This window comes from Vibrio sinaloensis DSM 21326 (genome assembly GCF_000189275.1).
In the GTDB taxonomy this organism is placed as follows: Bacteria; Pseudomonadota; Gammaproteobacteria; order Enterobacterales; family Vibrionaceae; genus Vibrio; species Vibrio sinaloensis.
The window spans coordinates 91,430-117,657 of the sequence record NZ_AEVT01000083.1 but is presented as its reverse complement, the minus strand read 5'-3'; the positions used below and the strand labels follow the sequence as shown (position 1 = coordinate 117,657).

General features: G+C 45.7%; 20 protein-coding genes. 16 read left to right on the top strand and 4 right to left on the bottom strand.

Annotation, left to right across the window (positions count from 1 at the left end; all coding sequences use genetic code 11):
* Nucleotides 1–44: 44 nt before the first annotated feature.
* Nucleotides 45–695: a Qnr family pentapeptide repeat protein gene (locus tag RH45_RS14945; RefSeq protein WP_008078531.1), complete on the bottom strand. Its 651-nt coding sequence runs from the start codon at nt 693–695 to the stop codon at nt 45–47.
* A gap of 321 nt (nt 696–1,016) precedes the next feature.
* On the opposite strand from RH45_RS14945, the gene RH45_RS14940 reads away from it, so the two are divergent.
* Together RH45_RS14940 and RH45_RS14935 are read left to right on the top strand one after the other, a co-directional pair.
* The gene (locus RH45_RS14940; protein WP_008078529.1) at nt 1,017–1,496 is read left to right on the top strand and encodes a peptide-methionine (S)-S-oxide reductase; all 480 of its coding nucleotides are present in this window, start codon (nt 1,017–1,019) and stop codon (nt 1,494–1,496) included.
* Between the two features lie 52 nt (nt 1,497–1,548).
* Entirely contained in the window at nt 1,549–2,424 is an 876-nt protein-coding gene (locus tag RH45_RS14935; RefSeq protein WP_008078528.1) for an AEC family transporter, read from the top strand.
* On the opposite strand, the gene soxR is transcribed toward RH45_RS14935, so the two are convergent.
* The gene (gene soxR, locus RH45_RS14930; protein WP_008078527.1) at nt 2,416–2,862 is read right to left on the bottom strand and encodes a redox-sensitive transcriptional activator SoxR; all 447 of its coding nucleotides are present in this window, start codon (nt 2,860–2,862) and stop codon (nt 2,416–2,418) included. The genes RH45_RS14935 and soxR overlap by 9 nt on opposite strands.
* A gap of 85 nt (nt 2,863–2,947) precedes the next feature.
* Here soxR and RH45_RS14925 point away from each other — a divergent pair, with 85 nt between their 5' ends.
* From RH45_RS14925 to RH45_RS14875, 11 genes are all read left to right on the top strand, one after another.
* Complete coding sequence (locus tag RH45_RS14925) at nt 2,948–4,159, top strand: MFS transporter (protein WP_008078526.1); 1,212 nt, start codon at nt 2,948–2,950, stop codon at nt 4,157–4,159.
* A 119-nt stretch (nt 4,160–4,278) separates the two neighbouring features.
* Nucleotides 4,279–5,871, top strand: coding sequence for a bacteriohemerythrin (locus RH45_RS14920; protein WP_008078524.1), 1,593 nt, complete (start codon nt 4,279–4,281; stop codon nt 5,869–5,871).
* 225 nt (nt 5,872–6,096) lie between these two features.
* On the top strand, nt 6,097–7,257 hold the full coding sequence (locus RH45_RS14915; RefSeq protein ID WP_081467677.1) for a glycosyltransferase family protein: 1,161 nt from the start codon (nt 6,097–6,099) through the stop codon (nt 7,255–7,257).
* A 17-nt stretch (nt 7,258–7,274) separates the two neighbouring features.
* Complete coding sequence (locus RH45_RS14910) at nt 7,275–8,477, top strand: glycosyltransferase (RefSeq protein WP_008078519.1); 1,203 nt, start codon at nt 7,275–7,277, stop codon at nt 8,475–8,477.
* Nucleotides 8,474–9,634 carry a glycosyltransferase family 4 protein gene (locus tag RH45_RS14905; RefSeq protein WP_008078518.1) on the top strand — a complete coding sequence of 387 codons (1,161 nt, stop codon included), beginning with the start codon at nt 8,474–8,476 and terminating at the stop codon, nt 9,632–9,634. Before RH45_RS14910 ends, RH45_RS14905 begins: the two co-directional genes overlap by 4 nt.
* Nucleotides 9,634–11,421 carry an ABC transporter ATP-binding protein gene (locus tag RH45_RS14900; RefSeq protein ID WP_008078516.1) on the top strand — a complete coding sequence of 596 codons (1,788 nt, stop codon included), beginning with the start codon at nt 9,634–9,636 and terminating at the stop codon, nt 11,419–11,421. Before RH45_RS14905 ends, RH45_RS14900 begins: the two co-directional genes overlap by 1 nt.
* Nucleotides 11,422–11,425: 4 nt before the next feature.
* Nucleotides 11,426–13,645: a phosphotransferase gene (locus RH45_RS14895; protein WP_008078514.1), complete on the top strand. Its 2,220-nt coding sequence runs from the start codon at nt 11,426–11,428 to the stop codon at nt 13,643–13,645.
* A 204-nt stretch (nt 13,646–13,849) separates the two neighbouring features.
* Entirely contained in the window at nt 13,850–15,178 is a 1,329-nt protein-coding gene (locus RH45_RS14890; protein ID WP_008078512.1) for a DUF4397 domain-containing protein, read from the top strand.
* Between the two features lie 357 nt (nt 15,179–15,535).
* Nucleotides 15,536–15,847, top strand: a complete 312-nt coding sequence (locus RH45_RS14885) for a helix-turn-helix domain-containing protein (protein WP_008078510.1) — start codon at nt 15,536–15,538, stop codon at nt 15,845–15,847.
* A gap of 232 nt (nt 15,848–16,079) precedes the next feature.
* A complete protein-coding gene (locus RH45_RS14880) occupies nt 16,080–17,258 on the top strand; it encodes a substrate-binding protein (protein ID WP_008078508.1) in 1,179 nt (392 codons plus the stop codon).
* A complete protein-coding gene (locus RH45_RS14875) occupies nt 17,239–19,032 on the top strand; it encodes a GGDEF domain-containing protein (protein ID WP_008078506.1) in 1,794 nt (597 codons plus the stop codon). Before RH45_RS14880 ends, RH45_RS14875 begins: the two co-directional genes overlap by 20 nt.
* Nucleotides 19,033–19,073: 41 nt before the next feature.
* Here the strand turns inward: RH45_RS14875 and RH45_RS14870 are convergent, their stop codons facing one another.
* Nucleotides 19,074–19,268: a hypothetical protein gene (locus tag RH45_RS14870; RefSeq protein WP_008078504.1), complete on the bottom strand. Its 195-nt coding sequence runs from the start codon at nt 19,266–19,268 to the stop codon at nt 19,074–19,076.
* A 216-nt stretch (nt 19,269–19,484) separates the two neighbouring features.
* A complete protein-coding gene (locus tag RH45_RS14865) occupies nt 19,485–20,903 on the bottom strand; it encodes a serine hydrolase domain-containing protein (RefSeq protein ID WP_008078502.1) in 1,419 nt (472 codons plus the stop codon).
* Between the two features lie 261 nt (nt 20,904–21,164).
* Between RH45_RS14865 and RH45_RS14860 the strand changes: the two genes are divergently transcribed.
* From RH45_RS14860 to malE, 3 genes are all read left to right on the top strand, one after another.
* Nucleotides 21,165–22,958, top strand: a complete 1,794-nt coding sequence (locus RH45_RS14860) for an alpha-amylase family protein (protein WP_008078501.1) — start codon at nt 21,165–21,167, stop codon at nt 22,956–22,958.
* The gene (malZ, locus tag RH45_RS14855; protein WP_008078500.1) at nt 22,958–24,799 is read left to right on the top strand and encodes a maltodextrin glucosidase; all 1,842 of its coding nucleotides are present in this window, start codon (nt 22,958–22,960) and stop codon (nt 24,797–24,799) included. The genes RH45_RS14860 and malZ overlap by 1 nt, the downstream gene beginning before the upstream one ends.
* Nucleotides 24,800–24,991: 192 nt before the next feature.
* Entirely contained in the window at nt 24,992–26,170 is a 1,179-nt protein-coding gene (gene malE, locus RH45_RS14850) for a maltose/maltodextrin ABC transporter substrate-binding protein MalE (RefSeq protein ID WP_008078499.1), read from the top strand.
* Nucleotides 26,171–26,228: the final 58 nt, after the last annotated feature.

Here is a 26,228-nt window from a genome sequence, read left to right as displayed (position 1 = left end):
TATTATGGGCTGAACAACGCGCTTTTCAGCTCATAAGACACAAACTAAACAAGAATAAGACCAAAGCTCTCTAATAGCTGCTGTTGTTGCCAATCGCAAATTTTCGCACCGTATAAAGATGTTTTACGTAAGTCTACCCCTTCTAAGTCAACGTGAGTGAGGTCAGCTTGCTCAAAATTGGCGCTTTGCCATTGCTCAGAACTAAATTCCCCTCTGGAAAGATCAGCGCCGAGAAAGCTAACACCGAATAGATTGGCACCATTCCAACGGTTTTCGAATAAATCACATTTTTCCATCAATGCACGCTCGAAGTTGCTATAGGTAAGATTGCAGCCAGTAATGAAAATAGAGCAAAAATACGATTTATGATTGATTCGATTAACAAAATTAGCGCGCTGGAAGTTGGCGCCTTTTAAATCACATTGACGAAACTCGGCGCCAAAGCAATCCGCTCCCACAAACTGGCTCATCGCTAGATTACAATCTAGAAAACTGACATCTTTCAAATTTGCATGCTGAAAACTGCAACCTTCGAGAGACCTCGGTTCAATGAAACTGCAGCGGACAAACTTAGCATCCCTAAGATCTGCTCGGTCAAATCGGCAAAGATAAAACTGACAATCTTGGAAAGTGACTTGCTGCAAGTCCATGTTGGAAAAGTCATGTGCAATGAATGTCTCGTTATTATGATTCATGTTCCCTCCTAATTTTCGACAAAGGTAACACTGGACTGCCCACTAGAGCTACAAATATAAACCTTTGAAATTCAGCAACTTAAAACACCCCAAAATCGCCAATTTAAGGCACCAAAACACAAGTCTAAGCATGCCTTAACTGAAAATCCCCATGCACCTTTAAGAAAAAAAGTTTCGTTTAATTAAGCGGCTCACAGGCAACTAGCCAGTTTCATCACTGCCTCCTAAAAACATCGACCTTCATCCAACAATCAAGATTGCTTATTTCTTTGATTTTGCTCTAATAGTGACAGTTAATCGTTTGACCAAGTGAAAATGTAAATGGAACAAATCTATCTTGCAGGTGGCTGCCTTTGGGGTGTTCAAGAATTTATGCGCCACCTGCCTGGCGTGGTCTCAACCGAGGCTGGTCGCGCAAATGGCACAAACAATACGACTGTTGGTGACTATGATGGCTACGCAGAGTGCGTCAAACTAGAGTTCGAACCTTCGCAAGTGTCGGTGACACAACTGATGGGCTACTTGTTTGAAATTATCGACCCTTATAGTGTGAACCAACAAGGCGAAGACATAGGCGAAAAATACCGAACCGGTGTTTACAGCAAGCAGCAAAGCCACTTAGAGCAAGCCCAAGCCTATATCGATGCCAGAGCCGATAAAGACCAAATTGCTGTGGAGGTTGGGCCATTAATCAACTACGTAAAGAGCGATGAAGAGCACCAAGATAGGCTCACCCGCTTTCCCAACGACTATTGCCACATCCCGCTGGATCTTTTACACAAGTATCGAAACAGTCAATAAAGAGTCGTAAACGCAAGCATAGTGCAGGGATGAAGGTAAAAAAGGTAGGAAGATGTTTGAACAAGTCGTCAGTATTTTATTTCCAGTCTTCGCGTTAGTCGTCGTCGGTTTTTCGGTTGGACGCTGGTTAAAACCGGATTTTAGACCGATTAACCGCATTAATATGGATACCTTTACTCCTGCGCTGGTGTTCTCTTCCCTAGTCTCAATGCCTTTGAACACCGAACAAGTTCCCCTTCTTAGCGCCTCCATTGTCGCGGTGTTACTCCCGGGAATTGTGATGTTGCTGTGGTGCAAGTTGTCCGGTTTAAACTACAAGGCTTGGGCACCGCCGCATATGTTTAGAAACAGCGGCAACTTAGCAATTCCACTGTTTACCTATACCTTTGGTGACAGTGCATTAGCCCCTGCGGTACTGCTTTTTGTCGTCTCTGCCTGTCTGCATATTAGTATCGGTCTTGCTGTACTCAGTGAAGGGAACCCTTTCAAACAAATTATTCGAATGCCTATCTTCATCGCGGCGGCCAGCGCTTTATCGCTAAACTTATTTAGCGTATCTGTTTGGTCACCTTTGTATGAAGCGACAGCCTTACTTGGTCAAGCTGCAGTACCTGTGATGCTATTGTCGCTCGGCGCACAGATGTGCAATATAAAACTCAGTGGACTTAAAGTCGGGATCTTATGTACGTTGCAGTCACTCACGACTGGAGCCATTGCTTTTGCATGTATCTACTGGTTGATTCCCCTACCTAGGATGGAGCTGCAAATGATGGTCTTGTTTACCATGCTGCCACCAGCGGTCATGAACTATCTGTTTGCTGAACGCTTTAACATTGAGCCGGTTAAGGTCGCTTCTATGGTGTTGTTTGGAAACTTTTTCAGCATTCTCACGCTGCCGCTACTGCTTACCTTTGCCTTATCACTGTGACCAAGACTCAGGATCCGTCAACATCGTTTTACCCTCAAACTTCTCAGCTCTGATATCTTGAGGATTGTAAATCGCGCACGATTTCATAGATAAACACCCACAACCGATACAACTCCCGAGATCCTCTTGCAACGCTTTAAGTTGTAAAATCCTGTGCTCCAGCATCGCTTTCCACTCTGATGCCATCTCTTCCCACTCTTCTTTGCTTGGTGCTTGATGTTTAGGTAAATGAGCGAGGGATTGAGCGGTCTCCTCAAGAGTAAGCCCCACTTCCTGTGCCGCTTTAATCACTGCAATACGGCGCAAAACACTTCTATGGTAACGCCTCTGATTACCTTGATTACGCCAACTTGAAATCAATCCCTTCTGCTCATAGAAGTGCAATGCGGAGACTTTTACCCCTGCACGCTTTGCAACTTCACCGACACTCATCTCCATTTCTCTTCCTTAACAAAAAGTGCTTTACCTCAAGTTTACTTGAGGTTTTACAGTGACACCACGTTAGTTTGTTAGGAGAATAAAAATGATGTTAACAATGAGAAGTCGGACACTCCCCTACCTCACCGGTCGTTTCTTTGATGGTATTTCATCGGGTCTATTTATGATGGCGCTACCGTGGATCATTCTATTGCAACCTGGTATGGGAACCTTCGTTGCACTTACTGCCCTTACCTGTACTGTGTTGTCCTTTTTCCTTACTCCGTTCTTTTCTACTTTGATCGACAGACACTCACGCAAACGCATTCTTGTATGGGTACAAGTTGGTCAAGCGCTTACCGCTGCTTTGGTATTTGTAATTTATACACTCGATCTGGGGTCTCCTTGGATACTTGCTCTGGCTCAGATGATTTTCTGGGTTTCAAGCAACCTAGCATGGGCTACCAACAACGCATTTACTCAAGAGAACTATAAGCCACACGAGTACGCTTCCATATCAGGCAAGCAAGAGATCATTATGCAAGGAACCACTCTTGGCGCTGGCGCTCTCGGTGTTGTACTGCTCGAAACATGGGGAATGTTGGAATTTGCAATGTTTGCAGCCATCGCCTCTTTTATTGCCACAATAAGTTACATTGTCACACCATATGAACAGCAATTTCGCCAATCTAAAGATATGCGCTTCCTCCAGCAACTCAAAGAGAGTAAAGAGATCTTCACAGCTCAGCCTCGTTTTTATCTGTTCTTGATGATGTCTTGCCTTAGCTATCCTATTTTGACTTACTTAGGCAAATTGATACCTATTTGGTTTGCTGAAGTCGGTATCTCAGGAAAGTGGTTAGCCGCTTACAACATCGCATTTGGCTTAGGTTCTCTTTTTACTGGCGTTTTTGTCGCTCGTTTGCTGGCATTGAGTTCGCATTCAAATCTAATGATTTACTCCATGGCTGCCGCGGCTTTGGCCCTGATTGGAATGAGCTTTTCTATCCAACCTATTTACTTGGTTTCATTTACCCTAGTGTTTGGTTTCTTCAATGCACTCAATCGCATCGCTCGCACCAACTGGATGCACCATACCATTGCTATCAAACAAAGAGGTCGAGCAGATGGTGGCTTAGCGATGTTCGCTACAACAGCTCAAAGCTTAAGTTATATTGCGATTGCTCTGCTTAGCCACTGGAACCTAACACAACTGGGCTTCAGCCTAGCGGCGCTCGTGCTAACCCTTGCCATCATCGTCATGTTGAGGTTAAACCGGCATTCGCGAGCTCTTGAGCCTGCCGCCAACTCCGCTTAAATCTGGAATACGTTTAACGTGAGCAGAAGATGAGATTCTGCTCACACTTCTATTGGTATTGCCTAAACTATAGAAGTATCAAGGCGCATACAGTGTTTCATCAAGCTTGGGAGGCGTTCATGTGGAATCGAATGATTGAGCAAATGAGTAGAATGAATATCGTACACAGTTTTTCGCTCATGGTACTGGTTACGTTACCTTTAACGCTTTATCTCACCTACATTGATGCTTGGCTGGCACTAATAATGACATTGGTTTACGTCGGCCTATTTTGTATCTTGTTTAACGCCATCAACACCATGCTTTCTCGCATTAGAGTCGTCGCCCGTCATCTCTCTGAAGGGGATCTGACGGAGCGCTTACCGACTCAAGATGGAACTAGCCATGCGATGTTTCGAACCATTAATCGAATCGGCGAAGATATTTCTAGAACGATCAACGCACTTGGTAAATCTACCCACCACCTTGTCAACGTTGCGAACACGGTTCAACAAGATTCACAACAATCAAAGCTTGGTGCTATAGGTCAAAAGCAAGACGTCGACAAAGCGAAAGTCATCATTCAAGATCTCGCCACGATTACCGCACAAGTTTCCGAACATTGTGATGCCACTTCCCAACTTGCAGATCAAGCAAAACAGCAAGCCGATCAAGGGACAAAGGATATGGTCGATTTGGAAAATGCGCTCGACGAAGCCAACAAGCACATCGATAATTCCAACACGCACTTCGAATCATTGATGGCGGAAACTGCACAAATCAGTCAGGTGATGGAAACTATTAGCAGTATCGCCGAGCAAACCAATCTGCTAGCCCTGAATGCAGCCATAGAGAGTGCTCGTGCTGGAGAACAAGGCCGAGGTTTTGCTGTCGTCGCTGATGAAGTTCGCTCACTTGCGATGCGAACCCAAGAAGCTACTGAAGAAATTCGTGCCAAAATCACAAATCTACAGACGAAAACAGACGATGTGATGCAGACCATGCAAGAAAACAAATCCAGCATGGAACGTTCATTGACCATCGCCTCGACCGCAGAGCACAGTTTTAAAACCCTCAACCAACAGATCGATGACATTCAGCAGCGTGGACGTCAAATTGCCCATTCTTCAGAGCAACAAACTCAGCAAACACATCAATTAGAAGAGTGTTTACAGTTAATTGCCGTTGAGTCAGACAATAACGTGAAATCAACCCAAGAAACACTCATCGCCAGTATTACCGTGCGTAACTTATCGGGAGAAATCGACTCACTGCTCCATCGCTTTGCCACCAATCCGACTCAAATTGAACACGAAGATGCCAAGAGAGATAAGCTACTGGAATGGAACGATAGCCTAGACATAGGAATTGATGAGATTAACCGTCAGCATAAAACATTACTCCACTTGATCAATGAACTGTACCACTTGCTAAATCACAACTATGGCCCAGCATCGATTAAACGAGTAGTCCAAGGTCTCATTGACTATACCGCTAACCACTTTACCTATGAAGAGACGCTGTTTGATCAGATAAACTACAGCCAAACGCAGCAACACAAAGACAAGCATCAGCAGCTCGTCGGTGAAGTGCTCGATTTTCAGAAACGTGTCGAACGTGGTGAGGACATTGGCGACGAATTGATGAGCTTCCTTAAGGCTTGGCTAACCAACCACATCATGCGAGAAGACCAAGCTTACTCCAATGAGTTTAAACAGAATGACCTCAACTGAACCCAATCAACATAACGCACCTGATTCTGATTCACTAGGCTGTGCGTGCCTTGCACCCTAGTGATATTTTTGTATTTTATTTTTATCTGAACATCAACAAGTTAACTGCAAGTCTAAACTTTAGTGATAGCTAATATGAGTTTAACTTCTACACTTATTTATTAATACTAAAGTTTATTTCAAACAATTATAACGTTCATTATTGCTTGCTAGTGGGTTCAGGGAATGAAGAAGCTACTGTTTTACTCTCACGATAGCTACGGATTAGGCAACATTCGTCGTATGGTCGCCATTGCATCCTATCTTGTAAGTCGACATCAAGATATTTGCATACTCATCCTTACAGGATCTCCGATGTACCATGCATTTCGCACTCACCCTCAAATTGATTACGTCAAACTTCCATGCTTGAGCAGAGACAACCGCGGGCAATATCATTCAAGACTCAATTGTTTTGATTCGCACAGCCTCAAAACTCTCAGAGCGAAATTAATACTGAGTACCTACCAAGAATTTCAGCCAGACCTATGTTTGATAGACAAAAAACCCACAGGATTAGCCGGGGAGCTGAATGAAGTGTTTACCAATCGCTCCCTTTGCTCATTGAGTGTTAACCTTCTGCTACTAAGGGACATTCTCGATGCTCCAGAAAAGACGTCGACGATTTGGGAAAAGCGTCATTACCAACGAGTTATTGAAGAGCACTATGATGAGGTCTTAGTAGTGGGAGAGCAAACTGTCTTTGATGTTGCCAAGGAGTACCGCTTTTCCAATCCTGTTACCCTAAAAACCAGCTACTGTGGCTACCTTGCCCGTAAAACAGAAGCAAATGGTCGATGCCACAGCCAAGACCGTCGACGAATACTCGTCTCTGCTGGTGGTGGAGACGATGGTGCAGCCCTTTTTAACTTGTATCTCGACTCGCTAGAGAACGACAATTTTCCTCACAATGTAACCCATCATTTCGTTTTTGGTCCTGAAATGGGTGACCATGACGTTGAGCAGCTCATCAGCCGGGCGCAAGAACACCCACACATCACTTGGCAGAGGTTCTCCGACAACTTTATTGAATTGGTCCAGAGTGCAGATCTGGTTTTGTCCATGGCTGGCTATAATACGGTTTGCGAACTGATGTCAATAAAAGCGCGCGCTATATTGGTGCCAAGATTCACACCTGTTGAGGAGCAGTTAATCCGTGCACAGCGGTTGTCTACTTTGACAGCGATGGACTACCTCTCTCCAAGTCAGCACTCCGCCCAAATGCTAGCGGAAAAAGTCCGCCAACAACTCAATACACCGAAACCCTACGATGGCTATGACAAGATTAATCTCCGAGGTATGGAGGTGATTGAAGACAAAATTTTGTCCTACCTAGTCAACCATTAGCCAAAGAGGAATTGATTATGCACGTCGCTTACATTGTCAAACGCTATCCTAGGTATTCAGAAACCTTCATCGTTAACGAAATTCTGGCCCACGAAGCCGCAGGGATGAAAGTGAGAATTTACGCGTTACTCCCTCCGCAAGACAGCCATTTTCAAGACATTATCTCCCGGGTAAAAGCGCCTGTTTCTTACCTCTCGGCTAAAGCAGAACGAGCAAGCGTATTTTGGGACTTGCAGAAAAAAGCGGCACGACAGCTACCCAACGTATGGCGTGTACTGGCGAATTATCCTAAAGCGAGTGCGCGTGAAGTGACTCAAGCACTGGAGCTTGCCCTTGAGATCCACAAGCATCATATTCAGCACCTTCATGCGCATTTCGCCTCCACTTCCACGACTGTCACGCAAATCGCCGCCGATGTGTGTCAAATACCGTACAGCTTTACCGCACATGCAAAAGATATCTTTCAACAGGATAACGACTTTGAATTGCTTAAACTCAAGTTTTCACGATCCAAGTTTGCCATCACAGTCAGTGACTACAATGTTCGTTACTTAACCCAACAGTTGGGTGTCGATTCGGAAAACGTGTTTAAGGTTTACAATGGCTTAGATTTGGCCTGTTTCCCGTTCCAACCTTACACCCAACGTGAGCCACTCATTCTTGCCGTTGGACGCTTGGTAGAGAAAAAAGGCTTCAAAGACCTGATAGCCGCCTGTCGTATTTTGCTCGATCGTGGCACACAGGTTCGCTGTGAGATCATTGGCTCAGGCGAGCTAAAGCACGAACTGCAGCAGTTGATTGAAGGCTACCAAGTGCAAGATCAAGTGACACTGCTTGGTCCTATGCCTCAGCAGCAGGTAAAACAGAAGCTGACTCAAGCAGCAATGTTCGTCGCTCCTTGCGTGGTAGGGCATGATAACAACAAGGACGGACTTCCAACGGTATTGGTTGAGTCTATGGCATTAGGTACTCCATGTATTTCGACGGATGTCACTGGCATCCCCGAAGTATTGGATCATTTAGCCACCGGCTTGATGACCTCTCAACATGATCCAGAGCAATTGGCAAACAACATTCAATGCCTACTGGAAGATCAGCAGCTCTCCAAGGAAATCGCCTTAAATGCGCGTCGACACATTGAAAACCACTTTGATATTCATGCTAACACTTTAGTACTTAGACACCTGTTTGAACAAAGCTGCATTAAGGAGTCACTATGAAAGGCGCTTACGTTTGTTCTGATCGAGGGGTCCCCGCATTCGGTCACAAAGGCTGCTCATTACATGTACAAGAAGTAATGAGAGCCATGAAGAATCGGGGGATTCAACTGTCACTTTTTGCCGCATCGACGGGCGAATGTTGCCCTAATGATCTAAAAAACATCGATGTATATAAGGTCAAGCACGCGAAAATCCAAGATCGTCAGCTTAGAGAGCAGTCAGACATCCGCGACAATCGAAACGCCATTGAGGTACTATCTCGCCACTCTCCCTTCGAGTTTATCTACGAGCGTTACTCTCTTTGGTCACACGCAGGAATGAGCTTTGGCCACAAGCAAAACATCCCAACCATTCTCGAAGTCAACGCTCCGTTAGTGGAAGAGCAAAAAAAGTATCGAGCCTTGCATGACGAGCAATCCGCTTACAATATTTCCAAACTTTGTTTTAAACAAGCGACGACGATTCTCGCGGTATCCGAACAAGTCGCTGACTACCTTGACTCCTTTAAAGAAGCTAAAGGCAAAATTCATGTTCTTCCCAATGGTGTGAATACCGACAAATTCAGACATTGCTGTCACCATACGCCCCATAACCAGTTGTCGACGACCATCGGTTTTGTCGGCACACTCAAACCTTGGCATGGTGTTGAGCTGCTCATAGAAGCCTTTGCGTTAGTACTAAAACTTCATCCTCATTGTCGATTGCTAATAGTTGGCGACGGGCCAGAATTGAGCGCATTGAAACAACAGGCAAAACGGTTAAATATCGAACAAAGCATAACCTTCACGGGAAGCGTTTCACCAGAGCGTATCGATGAATATTACAATCAGATGGATATTGCAGTCGCGCCCTACCCCAAACAGCACCATTTCTATTTTTCACCACTAAAAATATACGAGTATATGGCGGCGGGTTTGCCTACAATTTCTTCAAACTTGGGCCAAATCAATCGCATCATCCGGCATGGAGAAACAGGGCTTATTTATGATGCAGAGCACCCAGAATCACTCGTGTTTGCACTCTCCTTTCTGATCCACAAACCCGAATTAGCGCTCCAATTGGGCAACAAAGCAAGAGAAGAAGCGGAACTGAAACACAGCTGGGATTTTAGAGTTCAATCGATCTTATCGTTAGCTGGGCTTGCTCAGGTGGCGTAATGGCAAGACCTTCTGGATTAAAGCAAAGCTTGCCAAGCCTAGTGAAATTTGTTCGCCATACCAAGCCGTATCTCAACGAAAAGAAGTGGCTAATAGGCAGTGCCTTCGGCTGCTTGATTTTGCAGGCTTTCGTTCGAATGCTTGAGCCTTGGCCGCTTAAGTACATCATAGATAGACTGGTCGTTAGCGACCCGACAAGCGCTGTTCACTTCGCTGCCTTTGCGCAACTTTCTCCCATCCATTACATCTTCACTTTTTCGCTCATCTTAATCGCCCTAGTCGCGATTAGAGCCGTCGTCACCTATATGGCGACAATCAGTATGGCAGTGGCGGGCAATCATGTCATAACTCGTCTTCGAGAAAAGCTCTTTAGCCATATGCAAGGCCTCTCGATTTTGTATCATCAAAAGCAAAGAAGCGGTGATCTTATCATTCGTTTAATCGGCGACATGGGCATGATAAAAGAAGTCGCTGTGACCGCTGTTGTACCTTTGATTAGCAGCTGGCTGATTTTCGCGCTGATTTTATCCGCAATGCTCTGGCTGAACTGGCAGCTTGCGTTAATTGCTTTGCTGCCATTGCCGATTCTTTGGCTAGTCACCATTAAAAAAAGCAAAAAGATACATACTGTGGCCAAGAAAAACCGCCAACGTGAGGGTGACATGGCCGCAACAGCAGCGGAGTCGATTGGCGCTATTCAATCGGTTCAGGCGTTAAAGATTGAAGATAGATTTGGTAACATTTTCCGCCAAGCGAACAGCAAAAGCCTAAAAGAAGGAGTTAAAGGCAAGAAGTTGGTTGCGAGCTTGCAACGCACTGTCGAAATTCTCGTCGCAATATCCACTGCACTAGTCCTGACGTTTGGTTCTTTAGAAGTACTCGCAGGGCACCTCACCCCAGGAGGTCTGCTGGTCTTTGTCTACTATTTACGCCGCGTCTTTAGGCCCATTAGAGATTTCACCAAGTACACGGCGCGCCTTGCCAAAGCCTCTGCCGCCGGAGAACGTGTACTAAAAGTACTCGACGAAGAACACATGGTTCGTGATCACCCAGACGCGCAGACATGCCCTACATTGACTGGTGATATCGTATTTTCAAACGTGCGTTTCCACTATCCAGACAAAAAACGTTCCGCGATTCACGACATCAATGTCACCATTAGTCATGGGCGTCGTTTGGCTCTCGTTGGGGCATCAGGAAGCGGTAAATCGACACTGATATCTTTGTTACTGCGATTGTGTGAACCAAGCCAAGGCACGATCACCATCAACCATACCCCAATTGAACGCTACACTATCGATAGCTACCGCAACCAATTCGCTGTTGTTATGCAAGACACAGCGTTGTTTTCTGCCACAATCGCAGAAAACATTTCAGTTGTCGTTCCAGATGCTAGCCAAGAACAAATAGTCGCAGCGGCTAAGGTCGCTAACATCGACGATTACATAAAGAGTTTACCGAAAGGTTACCAAACCGAAATCGGCGAACGCGGTGTCACCTTATCTTCTGGCCAAAAACAGCGAATTGCAATTGCCCGCGCCGCACTAAAAAATACGCCTATCCTTATTTTAGATGAGCCAACAACAGGTTTAGACCCGGAAGCGGAAGCATTGGTGAGTAAAGCACTCGTCACGCTCTCAACCAATAAAACCACAATATGGATAACGCATAGGCCCAAGTTTGCTGATATGTGCGACGTTGTGGTCAGGCTCAATCATGGCAGCATTGTGGATACCTCTTCACAAGATTCGGCAGCATTATCGCAGGATATAAAAACGGCGGGATAGATGAATGGCACAGCAAACTCACCCTAGCGACGACCACATTCCTGGTATGCCTATTCTGTTTGATAGCCCACAAATCACGGGGCTATTTAGTGAAATATTCAATATCTCCGGCGTTGAACCCGTTCAACGCGAATATCTTAGGTATAAACCAAACACCAGTTGCCTATGTCTTTATCAGACAAAGTACGCCGGGCAGTTCCACTTGTTTTACGCAAAAGCTTTCTCTGACCCAGCTAAAGTCTCTAAAGCTGTAGAGAAGATGACGACAACAAGTACCTTGGCTCAAAGTCACTGTAAGGTCGACATCGAGAATCAAGTTGTTTTATATCGCTACCCATGCGACAACCGACTTTCTGGATTGGCCGCTCTTATAACGCCGCATGAACGTCGCTCGTTGTTGCAACGCGCGCTATTCGACAACACTCAAGTCCTGTGCTCTGTTACTCCTCTCCAGTACAAACCTGAACGCCGCTTTGTGGGAAGACTAAACTTTCCGAATGGAACACAAGCCGTAGTAAAAGTGTATACCCAAGAGAGGTACACAGCGGTGGCGAAGAGCTACCTCAAGCGTGACACTAGCCCTTTCGCCACGCTCCGCGGCAAAAGCGACAAACATTGTTTATTGATCTACGACTGGATCGAAGGTGAACATCTCAAGCAAGAAGGTCAGCTAACTGAACAAGAGTTGGAGCAATACTACCAATGTGGAAAAGCTCTCTCAGCGCTACATAACAGCCACTGTTCTAAGAAAATTAAACCAATATCTACCGACAAATTTTCTCGTTTGCTCATCAAGCATGTCGATGACGCGAGCCATGTGCTGCCCGAAAATAGCGCACAGGTATTGTGGCTTGGAGAACAATTAGTCCAGCGAATCAACGCCCTTCCCACACCAAGCTGCTTTATACATGGCGATTTCTACGCCGAGCAAGTGCTCATCACTCCTGAGGGAGCCAAGTTACTCGATTTCGACAACATCTGTTGTTGGTACTCCTCCTTTGATATTGGGAACTTCTTGGCTCACTTAGACTACAAAGTCGCAGTAGAGCTGCTTGATGTAGAGCAGCTGGGTAAAATTGAACAGTCACTGCTTGACGGCTATAAGACGCTTGGTGACGTGAACCACCAAGAGGTTATGCTGTTTCGGGCAATCGGCCTAATTCAACTCATCTATCACCCACTAAGATTCGGTATGCATGACTGGCGAGCCGCGAGTCGCAAGATACTCTGCAAGTGTCATCAATATTTGACGAGCTCCGTGCCGCAAGGCGAGTGGCTCCATTTAGACCCCTCAATGCCTCAGTTGACACATTTACTCAACCTTAAAGAGTTGAACTTAGCGCTTTTGGATAGCCCATGCGATGAAATCGAACACTGCGTACTCACTCGGTTTAAGGTCGGCAAGCGCGCGATTATAGAATGCTGGTCGAAAGAAACGAGCCTGATAGGTAAAATACGCGCAAAAGGATTCGACAACGCAAGTTGGTGCACGCAGAACGCGTTGTATGAATCTGGGTTTAGCCCCAAAAACGATGGCAGCGTACAAGTGCCAAAACCCATCGTCGCCCTTCCCCATTTAAACATATGGTTTCAAGAGAAAGTAACAGGTCATCCGCTTTTCCAACCTTTTTGCTATGGTCATAACCTCGCTCTCCCCCGACGACTCGCATTTGCCCTTTATAAGTTGCACAATTGCGTTTTGGAAACCAACAAAGTCCATTCCATCGAGGATGAGCTATCTATTTTGGAACAAAACCTTCAGAGGATAATCTCTAAACTTCCTGAGCACAAAACACGGGTACAGCGAATTCTTAGTTGGAGTCAGGTACTCGTCGCCCAGTTGCCGCATCAACCTTCACGACCAATCCACAGAGACTTCTATCACGATCAAATCCTCGTCAGTGAGCAAACCATTTATCTACTGGACTTCGATTTATTTTGCCATGGTTCACCGTTCATCGATGTCGGTAACTTTGTTGCACACATTCAAGAGCAGTGCTTGCGAGAGGTCGGTGACCCTTTCTTCGCTCAGACCGCTTTAGACGAATTTGTACATCGCTATGCCTTGCTAAGTGGGCTAACCGACAGCGCTTCGGCCATCAATACCTTTCGTTTACTCTCGCTAGCTCGTCATATCGCCATTAGCCAGCGTATACCGGCAAGAAGAGAATTTACACCTCAGATCATTGGCTTATGTGAAGACGAAATTCGTAAAGCCCTGTAAGTGACATAATGAGGCCAATATATTCTGACCATCGTTGATCTGAGTTTGCCTCACCCCGTACTACAGTTAGAACTTTGGACTAGTCCCTAAGCATGACTACTGACACTGGACAATGTCGGTGGTTGCAATCAAATCGCGGCCCGGTATGAGGACGCGAGAAATGTATCGTAATAACGCCGAAACCTTCGGTGTAGGGACTAAATTATGTGGAACAAATACAGCGTCGTCGCCCTCGTGGCATCATTAGCTTTGGTCGGTTGTGATGACGATGACGAAAAAAGCGCACTTCAAGCCGTTCATGCCTCCGTTGACGCACCGTTAGCTAACGTTTGGATCAACAACTCGCCCTCTTTAGTTGGTGTCGACTACGGTGTTGGCTCTGGCTACCTTAGTGTCGATGCAGGTTACAATCGCGTTGAAGTGGAAGTACAGCTTGCCGGCGGCGCAACAACAACCGTAATACCCAAAACTCGCTTATACCTGGACGAAGACAACAAATACACAGTGTTTGTCGTGGGTGAAGCAGCCGCGGGTGGCAGTGAACCCGTTGAAGCACTGGTTATAGAGCGTCCAGCAATCGGAGAGGCTAACGCTTCTTCTCTCGACGTGCAGGTAGTCCATGCTTCGGCAGGGGTACCCGATGTCGACCTGTACGTGACTGCGCCTGGCGCTGATATTAACAGCGCGAGTGCACTGGATACGTTGGCATATAAAGATTCGACCGGCGTAGTGAACATTGCTGGTGGCGACTACCAAGTTCGCTTAACACTGGCCGGGACCAAAACCGTTGCTTTCGATTCTGGGACCGTCTCTCTCGCCTCTAACAGTGAACTTACCATCGCGGCTATCCCCAACCAAGACAGTGGTGGTAGTTCCCTTGTTAAGCTATTGGTTCTAGATGGTTCAAGTTCATCCATCATTTATAACCTAACCGAAAATGCTGAAGTACAAGTGGGCCACTTGGTGAGTGACGCACCGAGAGTGGATGTTTCTCTCAACGGTAGCGAAGCCATCTCTGACCTCGATTTTAAAGATTTGTCTCCTTATACTGCTATTGCGGGCGGAGATTACGATATTGGCGTTTACCCAGATAACACTCCAGGCACCCTTGTGATTGATGAAATGGACGTAGCTCTCAACAAAGGCATGGACTATGGCATATTTGCCGTAAACAAACTCGCTACGATAGAAGCGCTAGTGATCGAGACAGAACGTAGACCCGTCGCAACCAGTGCTGTGCTTAACGTTATTCACGCAGCACCCAGTGCTTCAACCGTAGATGTGTATTTAACTGCGACCACCGACATCTCAACAGCGACACCCGCGATCAGCGGTTTCGATTTTAAAGAGTATCAACAAGGTATATATGTCGCGGCTGGAGACTACTACGTCACAGTTACTCCAACCGGAACAAAAACTGCGGCGATTGGGCCTGCGCTCGTTTCATTGGCAAACGAAACGGTATACCAAGCAGTCGCGATAGATGATGACCCGACAGGTTTTGATTTACTATTAACAACCATTACAGATTAAAAACATAAAACATCAGAATTGTCGCAAAATAACAAAGCCAGAATGCCCTGGCTTTGTTTTATTCCTGTTCGATATATTTAAATTCAACGCAAAAACTGATCAATAAATAACCTTCCCGATATTCCCGCTAGCACTAAAGTACTAATTAAAAAGAAAAAGTCTATATTTGCCTAATCTTAAGATAATGCTAAATTAGAGATATATTCTGTAATAAAGATATAAGTTAGAACCATGTAAAACCATTTATCAATTCACAAGATTATCAACCAAAGAAGTTGGATCTAAAAATTCCTTAGTAATTTATCTAATGCTATAAGGTTAATATATCCCTGCTTTTATTATGGAGGTGCCGATTGAATGACTAGCCCATTACCTAGAAGGCTAAGACACATTAGAAAAAAACAAGGAATTACCCAGGAAGAGCTGGGATACAAGCTAGGGATGGAGCCGGCAGGCGCAAGTGCAAGAATTAGTCAGTATGAAACCGGGAAGCATGCGCCAGATTATGCAACCGTAAAACGTATCGCAGATGTGTTACAAGCACCCGTTGCGTACTTCTATTGTGAAGATGATCTGCTCGCGGAAATCGTTGTTCAAGCAGCAAGGTATAGCTCAGCCACAAAACTTGAGATCCTCGATTTTGTCGAGACATATTGTGCTTCCAAATAGCGTACATCGCTCATTAGTTGGTCATCATATCACTGTATATAAGTAAAAGGTGATCAACAGCGCTTTCCTACTCGCCAGTCCCTTAGCTTTGCTAAATGTGACTATGCTTACCTTAGTCAGCTCTTTAATGTTCTTAGTACCGATATCACGCAGCCATGCCCTTTTAACGTCATTTTAGCTGCGTAATATCGTTGAAAGACGTGTAAATAAAACAATAAGCAAAACGCTCAATATGCAAGTGAAAAAGATCTTCAACTGTTGTGTTGTGTCTCTAATGGCACTGCTCAGTTCAAGCTGTACGCCAGAACCGAGCAAGATAAAAATCGGCGCGGTCCTACCGCTTACTGGTACATTTTCGATCTATGGACAGCAAGCGTTAAAAGGAGCTCAGCTCGCCATTGATGAAATTAACGAGTCTGGTGGCGTACTCGGCCGACAGCTCGAACTCATTATTCGAGATAATCAAACAAACCCAGCGAAAAGTGTTAAGTTTAGTCGGGAGCTGGTGCAACAGTATCAGGTTTTCTCATTGCTAGGCCCAGTCAGTAGTGCCTCTCGCTATGCAATGACCGAGGTTGCAGAAACCTTTCAAACGCCCCTTTTTTATGGCATGGACTACGAAGGTCAACACACCAGCCGCTATCTCGTCTGCTACAGCACCATACCTGAACATTACATTGAACCCATCGTGCCGTATTTAATAAACAACGTCAGCGATACGTTTTATATTTTCGGCTACGACTATATTTGGCCGCACCGAATGTCTGAACGCATTACTCAGTCGGTTAACCAACATAATGGAAAAGTGCTTGGAACCGAGTTTACCGCATTTGGTGTAGGCAACTATCACCCTGTATTTGAAAGAATAAAGCAGTCAGGCGCCGACAATTTAATGCTAATACTGCCTGGGGGAGATGGTTTTTCTTTTCTAACCCAAATGAAGCAATTCGACTTTGAGCGCGATATCCAAATCGTCGCGTTCGCTGCAGATGAAACTTATCTCAACAACCTAGATGATGAGTCCTTAAATGGAGTACTCACAGCGCTTCATTTCTTTAGCAGTCTAGACAATCAAGTCACACAAAGTTTCGTGAGCAACTATCGCAATCGCTACGGCGAGGATGCGGTTGTGACCTATTCAAGCAAATCTCACTATGATCTCGTCTATCTTTTCGCTGACGCACTCTCTCAAGCCGGCGAGGTAGACAAAGAGAAAATGATCAATGCCCTCCCCAGCACATCATTGTACCAAGGCGGCTTAAAGCTCACGGTTAGGCAAGATCACCACATTGATTTACCTATGTATTTGGGTCAGTTTAAGGACCATAAACTTAAAGTAATTAAGAGCCTCGGCATCATCAGTCCGCCAGACCAAAGAAGTAGTACAGCCGATGAACAAACTGAGCATTAAGATATTCTTTATTCTCCTTCCGCTAGCCGCGTGTATTTTTGGCTTCGGTTATGCCTACTACAAAGCCCGTGAGAAACTGACGATTGACCATATCTTCCGTTCTAGTCAGTTATCGGCTTTACTAGGTGCAAACGAGATTAGCCATTATGTCGAGGGACGATTTACCGAGTTTGATCGGTTGAGCTCGGCCATGACGCTTTGTTCAACGAACGAAACTTCTCTTCCCGAACTGTCGTCCAATGCGCTGAGCTTTACCAACGGCTTCTCTGCTATGTTAATCTCAGACTTATCTGGTCGCGTAATTCACTTCCACCTGTCATCCAACAAGAGTAACCGCCACGTACTTAGGCAAAACCTCAATAACGCTCGAATCTTGACTGACAATGCCATCAGCCTATTGAATGGATCATACGAAGAATGGCAACTCAATTACCCAAGAAATCAAGCGCGAGAAAAAGAGGTTCTCAATCAAATACTGGGGCTTCAAGAACATGGTGAAGAAAACTCCCAAGTCAGCCGCGACCTTAGCACTCAGTTGAACAAAATTCGTGAAAAACGCAACCTTCCTAAGCAAGTGGTGAATCTTGCCTCTAACGAAGCCGTCAACCGCTTGGGGCTAATTTTCGACAACGAAACCTACTTTTACTCTCGCCCACTCATCGATTGCAATAAAAACTTGGTGGGTTACTACACCGCGGTTCTAGATAGAACCCTCATTGAAGACCTGATTTTCGACATCAAGCGATCATTGACCGAGAGTGGACTGGAATTTGTCGATGTTTTGATGGTTCGTAACGATGGCTTACAGTCGTTATCGAGTTCGCATTATATGCGTTTAGACCGTTTAAAGCGTAATGGTCTGAACCCGACCACGAGTCCTATTTTTCGCCAAGACCTTGGTGGAATTATGATTAACCAACCTGTCGGTCTAAATATTAAAAAGCACTTGGTTTTTGACGACAACATCAGTTTAAAACTCGAACAACAAGGCGTCACTTTACTGGTGTTCGTCTCTGAGAAAGAGATTAATAAACACAACGCAACCCTGCTCCGCGAAGTGGTTCTCTATATCGCTATGGGGTTACTACTGTTTATCGGCTTAATCATTTACCTTTCTCATTTTATCGCCTCTCCCATCACCGATTTGAGGCGCCGAATTTCAACCTTATCAAGAATGGGTAAAGCAGATACTGAGTACAAGCCACGCAATGATGAAATTGGCGACTTGTTCACCGCTTTTTCCGATATGGCGGGCAAGATCAAGCAGAAGGAATCGGAGCTGACCCGGTTAGCCCGTGAAGACTCACTCACAGGAGTACTGAATCGCAGAGCTTTGGTCAACGGAGCAGAAGAGTTACGAAGACTCAACGCTTCTTGTTGCGTGTGTATGATGGATTTGGATGACTTTAAGCAAGTGAACGACATATGCGGCCATGCCATTGGTGATGAAATACTGATAGCCTTCTGCCAGGCAGTAAACTGTGAGATTCGCAGCAGTGATGTCTTAGGTCGCCTCGGCGGCGAAGAGTTCGCCCTACTCTTGCCCGAGACCTCACTCGATGACGCGCTGCAAATCGCCGAGCGAATCCGCCTGCGAGTCGAGCACGAGCTGGCTGGCAAACTATGCTCAAGCCATGCTCGCCCAGTCACGGTCAGTATGGGGTTGGTAGATTGGCCAAAAGACCAACCATTTGCTCAAGCCTTAATAAAGGCAGACAATTGCTTGTATCAAGCCAAGCATAATGGTCGTAACCAGATCTCGGTTGGTAAATAAAAAAGCCCGTCATATGACGGGCCTATACAATGATCTGAGGTTTAAACGTCGATCGACATACCTATCTGGCTCAACTTAGATTTGAATTCGTCTACGCTGCCTGCCTGATACGTCGGTGAGCCATTAAAGTACCTTGGCTTCTCAGGCAGCATCGCATCTTTTAGTGCTTTCTCTTGCTCGACATCATCGTGATATACGGTGACGCGGTTGGGAATGTCCTGTCTTAATTTCGCCATTTATGTTCTCCTTTTCAACTGACGTTTTGCCTAATTAAGCGTAGAAAAGAACCATGAGTTGTCAAAGTAAACCTAAGGACGACTAAAACACGCTATAGGCAAGATAACTTTCTGATTAGAAGAGAAATAAACACAACCAAGCAAACAAATAAAAAGCTCACAGCGTGTTAATTCTGTGAGCTTAGATCCAGAAATAGAGACTTAGCAGTTACTCAGTTACAAAGTAAACGCTGGAATAATGTAATCCCTCATCATCTCAATGTTTGGCGTTCGGCCCATAAAATGGGTCGCGGTTCGAGCAACAACCAAGTCTAGCTCATTGACAATCGCCACCACCTGGCCTCCATAACCTAAGCCAAAGGTCACTGGGTAAGTTTTACCCGCCACGTCAATGTCATCCAGCCACCAATAGTAGCCGTAATCATAAATGCCATCTCCCGTGGCTAAGTGTCGCTGAGTAGAACGTTCAATCCAACCTTTAGGCAGCAACCGTTTTTCTTGCCAAACACCATCTTGCGCTACAAGTTGGCCGACTTTAAGTAAGTCAATCGGCCGCAACATTCCGCCACCAGCGGCATTGGTCACTCCACCAGTTTGGTTGGTGAAGTAGGCATTTTCAAAGCACAGCGCATTCAACGGACTCGTTCGCCAGTAATCCGCAAAGTTATCCACCTCTGCTCGTTGAGAAAGTAACTCACCGATGATTGTCACCAAACCGCCGTTATAGCGAAACTGCTCTCCCGGCTTTGAAATGAGACCACGATCCAGCACAAACGCGATTGGATCAAGGCTCGCCATTTCCTTTTGTCTCGGGTTGTTAGGATTTTCGTAAGAAGTTGACCACTCATTCCAGTCCAAACCAGCGCCCATCGTTAACAAGTGAGCCAACGTCAGTTGAGCTTTGTCGCCGCTCAATAGCTCAGCGTAGGCTGGCATCAGCTCCGACAATTTCTGCGCTTCACTTTTGATTAGCCCCCGATTGATCGCATCCCCCATTGCCAATGACGTTAAACTCTTGGTAATGGATTGGATGGTATGTGGAAATTCCGGGTCCCAACCATTGAAATATTCCTCAACCACCAACTTGCCATTTTTAGCGATGAGAAGGCTTGTTGTATCTGAGTAAGAGTTGTTTGGGTTGGCACTTAGCTCACTTAACTCACGCACTTTTGACTGGTCAAAGGGTACATCATTCACTTTTTGCCACTTTTTACACTCATTAGCACCTGAAATGGGAACAAAAAGCGACGGAATATCAAACAGCTTTGCGACCAACTCGGAGCCTTGGGGCGTTTCTGTGCGGCTAAACGTATAGTGAACATTGAAGTAAGTAAGTTCTCCGAATTGATACTGACCATTGTTAAGGCGGTCAAACTTGCCATACAGAGTCACATTGTGATCTTTAGCGTTAAAGCCCCCTTGCAAATCGACGTCAATAGCGGCTTTCCCCCAAGCAGTGGTGACATAATCGACACCATTGACTTGTTCTATATGAAGCGAATGTCCATAGCTCTTATTGGCAATAAACATCCCATAATGAGCATCTGGGGGAACCGGTGATGAGAGACAGGCAACGCTAAACATGACCAAACTCGCTATAGAGAAAGGTAGTAAATCCTTTACTGATAGAGCCATAGATAAACACTCCTACTTTCAATAAGTTGCAGGTTTGTATTTTATAAACTCAAGCGTATAAAGATTGATAATTGCCTATTATATGTGAGGCATAACACACTCAATTGGCGAAATATGTGGCCTTTGAATTAGAGATTATTCTCCATACAAATCACACTTTTCGGCTCTACGCCCCCTAAATTTAGCCTTAGGGATGAGTAGTCTTAAATAGGCTTGTTTTAGCCTAAGCGCATAACGTAGAAACCGCGGAAAACTCTGCAAATGAAAAAGAAAAATATCTATCAAGTGTTCACTCGCCTCTTTGGCAATACCCAAACAGAATTTACCCCTTGGGGAACCCCACAGCAGAACGGACTAGGCAAATTTAGCCACTTTACCGATAAGGCGCTGGAAGAGATCAACAAGCTTGGCATCAGCCACATCTGGTACACAGGTGTACCTCATCACGCCGTGATCCAAGATTACACGGACATTGGTATCGAAAATGATCATCCTAGCGTGGTCAAAGGACGTGCCGGATCTCCTTATGCGGTTAAAGACTATTACTCGGTCAACCCAGACTTGGCGGATAATCCAGCTCAGCGAAATGAAGAATTTGCAGCATTGATTCAACGCACTCACAAGGCAGGAATGAAAGTCATCATTGATATTGTCCCTAACCATGTTGCTCGTGTTTATAAGGGGCAAAACAATCCACAAGGAGTGATTGATTTTGGTGCCGAAGATGACACAAGCCAAGAATACACTCGCGATAACAATTTCTATTACATTCCTAACCAAGCGTTTGAGTTACCTGACGAGCTAGAGCAGCACCCTCCACTTGGTGGTGAGCAACACCCGTTACTTAACCAGTCTTTTCACGAGTTCCCTGCCAAGTGGACCGGAAACGGTTCGAGACTGGCGAAACCCAATTTTGATGACTGGTTTGAAACAGTAAAAGTGAACTACGGCGTGCGTCCAGATGGTAGCAAAGACTTCGCCACACTGCCTGAAGACTATCGTGACAAGCCTCATCAAGCGCATTTTGAGTTCTGGCAACAGCAGTCAGTGCCTAGCTCGTGGGTGAAGTTCAAAGACATCGCCCTTTACTGGACCGAGCAAGGGGTTGATGGTTTCCGCTATGACATGGCAGAAATGGTTCCGGTCGAGTTCTGGAGCTACATGAACTCTTGGATTAAACACAAAAATCCCGACGCTTTTCTCATGGCTGAAGTCTATCAACCGGATCTTTATCGAGACTATATCCAGATGGGAAAAATGGATTATCTCTACGACAAAGTCGATCTTTATGATTCACTCAAAGCGGTCATGCAAAACAAAGGTTCTACTCGCGAAATAGGCCGTATTCAGCATCAGCTTGCCGATATTGAGCATCACATGTTGCACTTTCTCGATAATCATGATGAGCAACGTGTCGCCTCACCCGAATTTGCAGGCTGCGCAGAAAAAGGAAAACCTGCAATGTTGATCTCTACCTGCCTGTCAACCGCGCCAACCATGATTTACTTTGGTCAAGAAGTGGGTGAACCGGGTGCAGAGAATGCAGGGTTTGGCCAAGCATCGCGTACCTCCATCTTCGACTATATTGGAGTCCCGCACCACCAGCGATGGATGAATCACGGCGAATTTGACGGTGGCTTACTATCAGAATCCGAAAAGGCGCTGCGTGAGTTCTATAAAACCTTGCTTAATCTAGCATTGGATAGCCCGGCTCTGCTTGGTCAATATCATGACTTATATGCAGCGAACTTTGATAATTTCGCTGATATGCAAGACCAGTTGTTTGCTTTTGCGCGCTCAAGTGCAACTCAAAAGCTGATCATTGCCGCGAACTTCGATGCGAGACGCGATAAAGACATCGAACTCATCATTCCTAGTTCTCTTATCACCGAGTGGCAACTGTCTGATGGCGAGTATTCGTTAACAAACCAATTGAACGAGCAAAAACTATCACTGATCGTCACAAAAGGCGTTGGCCGTATTGCAATTCATTTCTCTCCGCTCGATTGTTTGTTCCTCAACTTGGATGAGTTCACCGCTAAGGAGCCTGCGTAATGACATTGCCGTACCTCTATCATGGCCAAACGTCCAACTGGTTAACCCACACTGATCACACGCTAACCTTGAAGCTCGCAACCGAGAAAAGCTTGCCTGTAAAACGAGTCTGCGTTCGCCATGAACCTGACAACGAAGAGTATTTGGTTGATATGGTGCTAGATGGCGAAAGTGAGCGTCTCAACTACTGGCGTGCGACTATTTCACTAAATAAAGATCGTCCAGTCAGTCACTACGTATTTAAACTGATCACAGAAGATAAGCAATTTTGGCTCGATGCGTTTGGGGTTCATACTCGAGTGCCCGGCAGAGAAACGCATTTTAAATTTAACGCACAGCATCAACCGCCTAGCTGGGTCAGTGAGCAAGTCTTTTATCAGATATTTCCTGATCGCTTTAGCAACGGTAAGCCAGAAATCAGTGTACGGGATAATGAATATCGCGTCTCTGGTGGACGTAAAGCGGTTATTGCCAAGCAGTGGGGTCAGCCAGTTGATAGCGAAAATGGTGGCTGCGAGTTTTACGGTGGTGACTTGTACGGTGTCGAGCAGCAGCTTGATTACTTGCAAGAGCTAGGAGTAACCGCGTTATACCTTAATCCAGTCTTTACTGCGCCGAGTAATCATAAATACGATACCTCAGACTACCTGAACATTGATCCACACCTAGGGACAAATGAGCACTTTGCAGCGCTGTGCGACAACCTTCACCAGCGTGATATGAAAGTGATGTTAGATGCCGTGTTTAACCACACGTCCACAGAGCATCCATGGTTTAATCTACAGGGCTTACACACCACGCTCGGTGCTTATCAATCGGAATCATCGCCTTATCGAGATTACTACTTTTTTAATCAAGGCAGCCAAGACTACATCGGCTGGAAAGGCATCCAATCACTACCTGTGCTCAACTTCGAAAATCAGCAGGTAAAAGATTACATCTATCAAAGTGAAGAGGCGGTCATTAAACACTGGCTTAAACCACCCTACTCCATTGATGGTTGGCGCTTCGATGTGATTCATATGCTTGGCGAAGGTGAAGGAGCAAAAAACAATGCTCACTATGTGAAGGCGTTTCGTGAGTCGGCCAAACAAGTCAATGCTGACTGTTATGTACTGGGTGAGCACTTCTTCGAAGCCAGTCAATGGCTACAAGGCGATCAAGAAGATGGGGCAATGAACTATTACGGTTTTGCTCACCCCGTGCGTGCTTTACTGGCGAAGTTGGACATTGCATTTGACCCGATCGAGCTGTCTATCAGTGAGTTTCTTGATTGGCAGGCCGAAGCAAGAGCCAAGATCCCTTGGGCCAACCAATTGAGTCAACTGAATCAACTAGATAGCCATGATACTGCTCGATTCTTAGAATTGGTCAAACACGATCCTCGCCTGTTTAAGCTTGCGGCAACCTTACTATTTAGTTACGTAGGCACGCCATGTATCTACTATGGGACCGAACTGGGAATGCTGGGAAGCCATGACCCAGATAACCGACGCTGTATGCCGTGGCACGAGGTCGATAGCAACGCCTACTTACCTTTCTTCCAACAGCTTACCCAAATGCGTACTCAACACCCTGAGCTGCAAAAAGGCGATTATCAATTGCTGTACCACGACAATGAAAGCTTCATCTTTAGTCGTCAGCTCGGTGATAAGTGCTCTCTGTGCTGCTTTAACCTTGCAGAGCAGCCCAATCAAGTCACCGTCGAGGCATGGAAGTTAGGGCTGCACCACGGCCAGTTTGGTGCACGATTTGAAGCGCAAGACGTAACAGTGGTTGATGGCCAGTTGACTCTGTCTATTCCCGCGATGTCAGGCGAGGTTTTCCATTTTGAGAGCTAACTGCGAAAGGTCACAATAATTCGAACTGGTATATACGGCGCTATGGTTTCATTGCGCCGTTTTTGCTGAATTACGCCACCTTTTTAATCAGTGATATAGCTTCTATCTATATTCAGCTATTGATAATCTATTTTCGTTTTATATGCATTGGGTTTACATTCGCTCATAACCTAATGACAAGGATTAATAACAATGAAAAAGTTCGTGAAACCTCTTTCTCTCATTACGCTTGCAGTCTTAGCGTCTAGCCCTGTCGCGGCGATGACGGAAGGCGAAATCACTATTTGGATCAATGGTGATAAAAGTTATGAAGGTCTAGCAAAAATCGGTCAACAATTCGAAGAAGACACAGGTGTGAAAGTCATCGTACAGCACCCAGAGTCGCTAGAGTCTCGCTTTGAAAAAGTCGCCGCTAAAGGTATGGGACCAGACATCATCTTCTGGGCGCACGATCGCTTTGGCGGGTACGCAGAAGCAGGTTTGTTGAAAGAGGTCACTCCGAGCAAAGAGTTTAAAGACAAGCTAGTCGATTTCAGTTGGGATGCCGTTACCGTCAACGGTAAGTTGATGGGCTACCCAATGGCCATCGAAGCCCCTTCTCTAATTTACAACAAAGACCTACTGCCAGAGCCGCCAAAAACGTGGGAAGAACTCGTTGATATCCACAAGAAAATGCAGGCTCAGAACAAAACAGCCATCATGTGGGATGTGAAAAACGCCTACTTCACTTGGCCAATGATCTCTTCTGGTGGTGCCTATGCATTTGAAAAAACCGCTGGAGGCTATAATGGTGCCAAAACTGGCGTTAACAACGAAGCGGGCGTAAAAGGGCTGCAGTTCCTTGTGGATATGGTCAATCAAGGCGTTGTAAACCCAGATATGGATTACTCAGTGTCAGAAGCCGCCTTTAGCAAAGGTGAAACGGCCATGACCATCAACGGCCCTTGGTCTTGGGGCAACCTAGATAAAATGGGCGTCAACTACGGCGTAGCGGTTCTGCCAACCCTAAACGGTGGTAAAGGTAACCCATTTGTCGGCGTATTAAGCGCAGGCATTAACGCGGCGAGCCCGAATGGCGATTTAGCGGTTGAGTTCCTAGAGAATTACTTGTTTGTCGATGATGCACTGAAAGTGATGAATGACGACAAACCACTCGGTGCGGTGACGTTGAAGTCTTTCCAAAATATCCTGGAAAAAGATGACCGCATTAAAGCGACCATGACCAACGCTGAGAATGGCGAAATCATGCCAAACATTCCACAAATGACGGCTTACTGGTTCGCAGAAGGTGCTGCGATCGATAACGCAATGCAAGGTAAGCAGACCGTTCAGGAAGCGTTGGATACCGCTGCGAAGCAAATTGTTAACTAGTACTGTTCCCGCCTGTATTTCATTACCACTACCTCATCAGTGAATCCTGTTGAGGTAG

Excerpts from the sequence above, each read along its gene's own strand:
- RH45_RS14915 (WP_081467677.1), top strand. The coding sequence starts at position 6,097 with ATGAAGAAGCTACTGTTTTACTCTCACGATAGCTACGGATTAGGCAAC.
- RH45_RS14890 (WP_008078512.1), top strand. The coding sequence starts at position 13,850 with ATGTGGAACAAATACAGCGTCGTCGCCCTCGTGGCATCATTAGCTTTG.
- RH45_RS14905 (WP_008078518.1), top strand. The coding sequence starts at position 8,474 with ATGAAAGGCGCTTACGTTTGTTCTGATCGAGGGGTCCCCGCATTCGGT.
- RH45_RS14870 (WP_008078504.1), bottom strand. The coding sequence starts at position 19,268 with ATGGCGAAATTAAGACAGGACATTCCCAACCGCGTCACCGTATATCAC.
- RH45_RS14895 (WP_008078514.1), top strand. The coding sequence starts at position 11,426 with ATGGCACAGCAAACTCACCCTAGCGACGACCACATTCCTGGTATGCCT.
- RH45_RS14935 (WP_008078528.1), top strand. The coding sequence starts at position 1,549 with ATGTTTGAACAAGTCGTCAGTATTTTATTTCCAGTCTTCGCGTTAGTC.
- RH45_RS14910 (WP_008078519.1), top strand. The coding sequence starts at position 7,275 with ATGCACGTCGCTTACATTGTCAAACGCTATCCTAGGTATTCAGAAACC.
- RH45_RS14945 (WP_008078531.1), bottom strand. The coding sequence starts at position 695 with ATGAATCATAATAACGAGACATTCATTGCACATGACTTTTCCAACATG.
- malE (WP_008078499.1), top strand. The coding sequence starts at position 24,992 with ATGAAAAAGTTCGTGAAACCTCTTTCTCTCATTACGCTTGCAGTCTTA.
- RH45_RS14885 (WP_008078510.1), top strand. The coding sequence starts at position 15,536 with ATGACTAGCCCATTACCTAGAAGGCTAAGACACATTAGAAAAAAACAA.
- RH45_RS14925 (WP_008078526.1), top strand. The coding sequence starts at position 2,948 with ATGATGTTAACAATGAGAAGTCGGACACTCCCCTACCTCACCGGTCGT.
- RH45_RS14865 (WP_008078502.1), bottom strand. The coding sequence starts at position 20,903 with ATGGCTCTATCAGTAAAGGATTTACTACCTTTCTCTATAGCGAGTTTG.
- malZ (WP_008078500.1), top strand. The coding sequence starts at position 22,958 with ATGACATTGCCGTACCTCTATCATGGCCAAACGTCCAACTGGTTAACC.
- RH45_RS14860 (WP_008078501.1), top strand. The coding sequence starts at position 21,165 with ATGAAAAAGAAAAATATCTATCAAGTGTTCACTCGCCTCTTTGGCAAT.
- RH45_RS14900 (WP_008078516.1), top strand. The coding sequence starts at position 9,634 with ATGGCAAGACCTTCTGGATTAAAGCAAAGCTTGCCAAGCCTAGTGAAA.
- RH45_RS14880 (WP_008078508.1), top strand. The coding sequence starts at position 16,080 with ATGCAAGTGAAAAAGATCTTCAACTGTTGTGTTGTGTCTCTAATGGCA.
- RH45_RS14940 (WP_008078529.1), top strand. The coding sequence starts at position 1,017 with ATGGAACAAATCTATCTTGCAGGTGGCTGCCTTTGGGGTGTTCAAGAA.
- soxR (WP_008078527.1), bottom strand. The coding sequence starts at position 2,862 with ATGGAGATGAGTGTCGGTGAAGTTGCAAAGCGTGCAGGGGTAAAAGTC.
- RH45_RS14875 (WP_008078506.1), top strand. The coding sequence starts at position 17,239 with ATGAACAAACTGAGCATTAAGATATTCTTTATTCTCCTTCCGCTAGCC.
- RH45_RS14920 (WP_008078524.1), top strand. The coding sequence starts at position 4,279 with ATGTGGAATCGAATGATTGAGCAAATGAGTAGAATGAATATCGTACAC.